Source organism: Erythrobacter longus, assembly GCF_000715015.1.
Taxonomy (GTDB): Bacteria; Pseudomonadota; Alphaproteobacteria; order Sphingomonadales; family Sphingomonadaceae; genus Erythrobacter; species Erythrobacter longus.
In genome coordinates this window covers 82,942-90,000 of record NZ_JMIW01000006.1, presented here as the reverse complement: position 1 = coordinate 90,000, position 7,059 = coordinate 82,942, and the positions used below count along the sequence as shown (strand labels likewise).

At 55.0% G+C, this 7,059-nt stretch carries 5 protein-coding genes, 1 tRNA gene and 2 rRNA genes (1 of these 8 only partly in view); 3 read left to right on the top strand and 5 right to left on the bottom strand.

Annotated features, from left to right (window positions below; translation table 11 throughout):
• The 3 genes from EH31_RS12640 to EH31_RS12630 all read left to right on the top strand — a co-directional run.
• Positions 1-1,313: ribosomal RNA gene (locus EH31_RS12640) — 23S ribosomal RNA — on the top strand (it extends 1,500 nt beyond the left edge of the window).
• A 122-nt stretch (positions 1,314-1,435) separates the two neighbouring features.
• Positions 1,436-1,550: ribosomal RNA gene (gene rrf / locus EH31_RS12635) — 5S ribosomal RNA — on the top strand.
• A gap of 147 nt (positions 1,551-1,697) precedes the next feature.
• A tRNA-Met gene (locus EH31_RS12630) sits at positions 1,698-1,774 on the top strand.
• 369 nt (positions 1,775-2,143) lie between these two features.
• On the opposite strand, the gene EH31_RS12625 is transcribed toward EH31_RS12630, so the two are convergent.
• The 5 genes from EH31_RS12625 to EH31_RS16985 all read right to left on the bottom strand — a co-directional run bounded on the left by EH31_RS12625 (position 2,144) and on the right by EH31_RS16985 (position 7,037).
• A complete protein-coding gene (locus EH31_RS12625) occupies positions 2,144-3,568 on the bottom strand; it encodes a transporter family protein (protein ID WP_152553566.1) in 1,425 nt (474 codons plus the stop codon).
• Between the two features lie 50 nt (positions 3,569-3,618).
• Positions 3,619-4,209: a peptidoglycan-binding domain-containing protein gene (locus EH31_RS12620; protein ID WP_152553565.1), complete on the bottom strand. Its 591-nt coding sequence runs from the start codon at positions 4,207-4,209 to the stop codon at positions 3,619-3,621.
• 50 nt (positions 4,210-4,259) lie between these two features.
• Positions 4,260-5,057 carry a hypothetical protein gene (locus tag EH31_RS12615; protein ID WP_034960846.1) on the bottom strand — a complete coding sequence of 266 codons (798 nt, stop codon included), beginning with the start codon at positions 5,055-5,057 and terminating at the stop codon, positions 4,260-4,262.
• Positions 5,058-5,146: 89 nt separating this feature from the next.
• On the bottom strand, positions 5,147-5,863 hold the full coding sequence (locus EH31_RS12610) for a C39 family peptidase (RefSeq protein WP_034960844.1): 717 nt from the start codon (positions 5,861-5,863) through the stop codon (positions 5,147-5,149).
• 100 nt (positions 5,864-5,963) lie between these two features.
• A complete protein-coding gene (locus EH31_RS16985; protein ID WP_051699238.1) occupies positions 5,964-7,037 on the bottom strand; it encodes a hypothetical protein in 1,074 nt (357 codons plus the stop codon).
• Between the last annotated feature and the right edge of the window lie 22 nt (positions 7,038-7,059).

The window sequence follows — 7,059 nt, the reverse complement described above, 5'->3', positions numbered from 1 at the left end:
TGGGCATGCTGCCAAGTCGTTCCAGGAAATAGCCTCTTCATATAGACCGTACCCGAAACCGACACAGGTGGTCAGGTAGAGTATACCAAGGCGCTTGAGAGAAGTATCCTGAAGGAACTCGGCAAATTGCCTCCGTACCTTCGGAAGAAGGAGGCCCTCTCACTGGGCAACCAGTGTGGAGGGGGCACAGGCCAGGGGGTAGCGACTGTTTATCAAAAACACAGGACTCTGCTAAGTCGGCTTCAAGACGACGTATAGGGTCTGACGCCTGCCCGGTGCTTGAAGGTTAAGAGGAGGAGTGCAAGCTCCGAATTGAAGCCCAAGTAAACGGCGGCCGTAACTATAACGGTCCTAAGGTAGCGAAATTCCTTGTCGGGTAAGTTCCGACCTGCACGAATGGCGTAACGACTTCCCCACTGTCTCCAGGATATGCTCAGCGAAATTGAATTCTCCGTGAAGATGCGGAGTACCCGCGGTTAGACGGAAAGACCCCGTGCACCTTTACTGCAGCTTTAGAGTGGCATTAGGAAAGAACTGTGTAGAATAGGTGGGAGGCTTTGAAACTTGGGCGCCAGTCCGAGTGGAGCCAACCTGTGAAATACCACCCTGTTGTTTTCTGATGTCTAACCTAGGTCCGTTATCCGGACCAGGGACCCTCTATGGCGGGTAGTTTGACTGGGGCGGTCGCCTCCTAAAGAGTAACGGAGGCGCGCGATGGTATGCTCAGGCCGGTTGGAAACCGGCTGCAAGAGTGCAATGGCATAAGCATGCCTGACTGCGAGACCGACAGGTCGAGCAGAGACGAAAGTCGGTCATAGTGATCCGGTGGTCCCTCGTGGAAGGGCCATCGCTCAACGGATAAAAGGTACGCCGGGGATAACAGGCTGATACTGCCCAAGAGCTCATATCGACGGCAGTGTTTGGCACCTCGATGTCGGCTCATCACATCCTGGGGCTGGAGCAGGTCCCAAGGGTTTGGCTGTTCGCCAATTAAAGTGGTACGTGAGCTGGGTTCAGAACGTCGCGAGACAGTTTGGTCCCTATCTGCCGTGGGCGTCGATACTTGAAAGGAGTTGCCCCTAGTACGAGAGGACCGGGGTGAACATACCTCTGGTGTATCTGTCATTCCGCCAGGAGTGCCGCAGAGTAGCTATGTATGGACGGGATAACCGCTGAAAGCATCTAAGCGGGAAGCCTCCCTTAAGATAAGGTATTTTAGATCCGTCAGAGACCATGACGTTGATAGGCCAGGTGTGGAAGCGCAGTAATGTGTGGAGCTAACTGGTACTAATGATTTATTCGTGCTTGAGAATTCGCACTGTCAATGACAGGCCTGCTTGCGCAGTGTCCGTCTTGCGGTGGAGAAATACTCCGGCCAGACGCTCAATCACTAAACTACATCGATTTAAAACCCGCACATCCACAAGCTTCATTGCTTGGTGGTCCTAGCGACTGTGACCCACCCGATCCCATCTCGAACTCGGCCGTGAAACCAGTTAGCGCCGATGGTACTATGTCTTAAGGCATGGAAGAGTAGGTCGCCGCCAGGCATTGCAGCTTGTGGAAGCCCTTATGCAGGGTGTGCGGGAAATAACCCATTCACTTGTCAAAGGGCTCTCCTTATTTAGGATAGCCCTTTTGGCGTCTCTATGGCCCTTGTGGTCCGTGGTCTAGATCACAGACGCCTAGCTAGGTAGCGCGGGATGGAGCAGTCCGGTAGCTCGTCAGGCTCATAACCTGAAGGTCGTTGGTTCAAATCCAACTCCCGCAACCACCTAGTACAAGCATTTAAAGCAGAAACTGCAATCAGCTGAGTGCGTGAGTGGGGCCTTTGGGCCGGTTGCTGACCATCCGCTCCGGGCGAAGGAAGGGCGCAAAGCCGCCGTTCTGCTAACAACCCAAAAAATGACGCTCTCCACGGCTTAGAACCGATGCCAGTCTAGAAAACCGAAAGCGGCGAGAGATGTCGGGACTGACCGGCCAAGCCTTGCTGCCAAGTGTTACCTCACTAAACACTCGCGGGATGTGAGGCAGTCCGGTGTTCTGGTTCAACATCCTGATGGATTAGGATTAGCGCAATGGCTCCAACCCGACAGGCCTAGTGGCCCTGTCCATAATCATGCTCCCATGTTCATGCTCTTCTCTAGAACCGGAATGGCACCCTTGCACTTATTGTGAAATCCGGCGCGTCCGTGGTCATGCCCACACCCACACTTGTGAGTAGCGAAGCTCTCTCGGTCAACGCGAAGGTCGCTCCCAGATTGAGGAGGCCTACGGTCGATCCGCTACCGATGACATCGCTGTATTCCTCATCGACAAAGCGCAAACGCGTTTCATCCCCGAAGCGCACCGTAAAACTGCTTGAGAGGCTCGACTTTTCATTCAGTGCGAAGGCCAGCCCGGCGCCGAACTGGATCGAATTGCCAATGTCCACGCGGCCGGGCTGGTCGCCTTCAATTTCGTCAATATCGGGAAAACTCCGAGGGAAATTGTGGAAATAGGTGACGTTGCCAAACACAATCATCGGGTCCAGCGTCTTAAGGACAGAAGCCCCGACGGAGCCAGCCCAGACACCGCTACCGGTTGATAGAGCAGCTGGGACTTCAAGATTGCCCTCTGTGCCTGCAATCTCGACAAGCTCGATTCCAAAAGGGTCCCGGCCCGTAGGAGGCTTAACCCTCGCGTTTAGAACGACGTCGGGCCTGCGCACGGTTTCCTGCAATAAGCGGTAACTTGCGCCCAAACTGATATCTCCGATACCGAACTCTTCAACTCGAGCGTCAGCCAGCCCCGCTGCATTGCCTCCAGCGCCCCCGGATTGAAAAACCGACGACCGGTAGATCAAGGGAACACTGACATCGAACTGCAACCGGTCAGTGGGGGCGAAACGTCCAGTGAAATCCGTTGTGATGATGTCCGAGCTTTGCTCGTCAACGCTGATACGGCCCAGAAAGATTGCGTCTAGCGCGAGAAAGCCACTGAGATTTATCCGCGCATCGTCGAAATGGGTGTAATTGACCCCTGCCTCGAAACTGAACCGTCTCCCGAAATAGCCTTGGGTGTCCTCAGTGATGTCGGTGACCGACTGTGATGGAGCTGGTTCGCGCCTACGCCCGGGTTCGGTGTCTTCCGGAGCGCCTGCCTGATCCTGAACAGCCGTGCTGACGAACTGCCTTGGCCCCCTCTGCAATTCGACTTGGTCACCATGATAAGTGGGAGCCATAAGGTTCGTGCCAAAACCGCAGCCTCTCAGGGCTGCCTGCTCCTTAGCGTTGAGCGGATATGCGCCGGCTAAGCCAGCAACTCTCTCTAGCCTTTCCAGCCGCTCTTCAAGCTCGGTGATGCGTTTTTGTGCTAGAACGTCACGTGCGCGCAGGCCTGCGATCTCAGCTTCCGTTGCACTGCTGTCGATCACCTGATCGTCCAGGTCGACTGCTTCGTATCCGATTTGCGGGGTATCTGACAGGGCTTGACCTAGCTCCTGGGCACGGGCCTGTGCAGTGACAATGAGCGGCAATGCGGTCGCAATCATTAGCGTCACGCTGCGCATTCTTTTCGTGTTCGACATTTGATTTCTCCCCTCCCGTCAATCAAATCCTTCTCGTTCGTTCTGCGCATTTATGGATGGAGCAGCACCCACAAGGTGGCGACATCGGGGATGCCGCTCTGATCCAATCTGGCAATTTGTTGAAAGCGGCTCAGAGCCTCGCGGTATTCCGGCGAATCCTTCCCATCGCGCTCGCCCGCGAAAAGGCCGCGCAACGCCAACTGGTTTTGCGTGCGTCGAATGATCTTCTCATAGACGAGCACGCTCTTGTCACCTTGACGCAGTTCCACCAATTCTGACTCGCTCGCCAAACGATGCGGCATCATCGATACGACGAGTCTCTGCGCGACCATCGCAAGGCGATCATCGCTTGACTGCATGCAATGTTGATCAAGGATGAGCGCAAAAGCCTCAACTGTGTGCCACGGAGCCAAGTCAAAAGTATTGGGTTCATAGCGGTTGGCAGCAGTGAGGTATCCTTCGATAAAGCCAAGATAGCGAGCCGCCTGCTGAGGGTTATTATCCCGGGCCTCAGTATAGGCCGCGCAGCTCGCGCGTCCCGCACCTTCTACGGCGAATTGCCGATCAGCCGTTTCAGCCCGCGCCATTGCGGTTCCAAAGAGAAGGCAGAAGATGACGATTGCCAGCATCAATCCAGCCACCCACGATCTCGTACGATCATATGAACTTTGGTTTGCTCTGAAATAGTCCGTCACATTCCCCTCCCTTTCATCGCCGACAGGGCAGTCTGAACGTTGTGCTGCTGTGCGCGGCGCAGATCATCCACCCCGATTGTGATCGCCATCTCATTGCGTATCGAATTGAGGCTGCTTTGGAGGATTACGTGCTGGGCGGCCTGATTCATCTCGCCGCTTATTCCTTGTCGGACCGAATCATTGCCACGCGTCATCGCAATGCCCAGCTGATTTCGGGCCACCTGAAAGTCGATGAATTCACCACCATCTGTCACGAGGGTAGCGCTGGAATCAATTGACGAGACGTCGCCCATTGAGGGCGACTGAATCGATCCATTGGGGACTACGGATACACTGAGTGTATTGAGTACGCTGTTGCCCGATCCGGCGATTTCCTGTGTCTGGACCAGGCCCTCAACACCTTCCAGGCGGCCAATCGAGAATGTTGAGTTCATCGCATCTGAAGCGAGGCCAAAACTGCTCCCGGTTTGCAGGCCGCCTACGTCCATTGTCGCATCGCCGCAATCCTCACAGGTACGGTCCCAAGAGATCTGGATCATCGGTAATGCACCGTCCAGATTTCCCGCTCCATTCGCGAAGTCGACTGTGAACTGCAATGTCGCAAGGACTGTCACCCCATCGGCGCTTTGCCAACTCTGAAGAAGCTCGACGCCGAAGAAATGAATGTTGTTTGCCCGCACGAATTTTCCACGCATTTTGGAGAGTTCTTCGTCGGAAACCTCGCGGCCTAAACCTTCCAGCCCGGTTGCGGGCGGCGCGGCTGCAATCAGGCTCAATGAGGCGATGCTCAACATGAGACAGCCCGTAAGTCGGTGAGCACGTCCCGGCATCGTTCTGCCTGGGTTGCAGTGATGATAGTTGGAGCGTTGCATCTTTAGGTCTCCTAGAAAACGAAGCTGTAAGTGGGCCCAAGACCCTGGTCATAGATTTCAGCGTTCGGAACCGGTGAGCGCATTTTGTAGAGGCGCGCGGCAGAAAGGGGTGGGGGTGGATCAAGAAGTACGGTGTCAGGATCAAATCCCTCGCCCACAATGACGAAGATCACATTGTTCCAAGCCTCTTCGAATTCGCGGCGCGACATCGTTCTGTTGCCGAGCGCAGGGTCCCCGATTTGAATGAAGTCCTTGCTGACTTTGCGAACCACGACGAAGTGCTTGTAATTCTTGATATCTATCAAAGCTATTCCAGGGACCTTCAGTCTCTGAAGAGCGTCGTACTCAACCTCGTAGCCTTGCCCGGTCATTCCAACGGCGAGCACGTAATTCTTCATGTCGAGAAGCGAGAAACCCTTTTCACGGATCACGTCAGGGTCAGCAATCTTGAGCATATTGACTAGCACTTGCTGTTCGCTCGTGTTCTTGTCGTATGCAAAGTTGAAGATCGTCGCGAGCGCAGCAGCCCCGCAGCTGAAGTCGGTTTGCTGACGCACCAGATTGGTGAATTTGCGCGTCCGCCAACTTGAGACGTTCTTGTAGAGAGGCTGCGTGCGCAACCCTTCCTGACCGACGGCGAAAGGCTGTATCCCCTCTGGAGCGGTCGCACAGCCGGACAGGCTGGCAAGGCACAAGGAGCCTATTATCAAGGAAGTAAGTTGCCGCATTTCGTAATGCCTCGTGCATTGTGAAAGGGGGGACAGGGGACCGCTTGGATAGAGGCCCCCTGTCCTAGGACGGCTCCTTCAGGGGCCGTCGCGGGGGCCTTTACGAGTCGCCGCCGCCACCACCGCCGCCGTTTCCGGCGCCGGCTTCACCGACTGCTGCAACCAGCGAGTTCATCTGCTGGTTGAAGTTGCCAGCGGCGAGGTTCACACCAAGATTGCCCGATCCTGTGTAGGTTCCAGCATTGATGATGTTCGTCTCATCCTGAATATTGGCGAAGTTCCCGACACTTGCCTGGATCACGCCAGCCGTTGCCTCGGCCATTGCCGCATCTGTTGCGACAGCAAGAACCAGGGCATTTTTCTGCAAGTTCATGTTGCCAGCAGCCGCGTTCAAGCCAAGGTTACCGTTAGCATTGATCGTAGCATCACCATCAAATACCGTGTTGCGGGTGCGGAAGTTGTTCTTGTCATCTTCCTCCAGCGTATTCGGATCATCGTTGATGTTGTTCAGCGTGGTGAGCTGCAGCGCGGTGAGCGATGCTTCTGCCATGCCGCCCGTATCATCATCGTCACCTTCGAAGTTTGAAACCGCGAGGGCAGCAATGTTGTCCTGGATATTGAAGTTACCTGCCGACAGGTTCATCCCGACATTGCCTTCAACATCGACCGAGAAACCTGCGATCGTGTTGATCAGTGGGGCAAAGAAGCCAGCTCGGATCTGTGGTTGGACTACGCCATCGGTGAGCCCGTCGTTCGGATCCTGACCGGCTTCGCTGATGCCGGGACCGAAGACCTCATCAACAAAGCCGTTTTCACCATTGAGCTCATTCTCTTCGTTGAACCACAGCGTGTTGCCAACTAGAGATTGCTTGTTGTCGACCACGGCGACAGCCGCTGCATCGACATTGATGTCACCATTAAGATTGACGGTACCCGCAAGGGTCACATCCTTGGTGAAATCGATATCGGTTTCAATCTCCGTTTCGATCTCATTCTCGTAGTGCACTTCCACAGTACCCTCGAGACCAAGTTCGACACCGGGGGCTGGCCGCTCCTCGAGTGAGTCACCCAGTTCATCAACGATGTCATCGACGATATCCTGCGCAAGAACGGATGTCGGTGCGAAGGCTACGGCTGCTGCCGCTACTCCCGTCAGGAGCACATGTTTACGCATTGTCTTTCTCCTTCATAGTGCT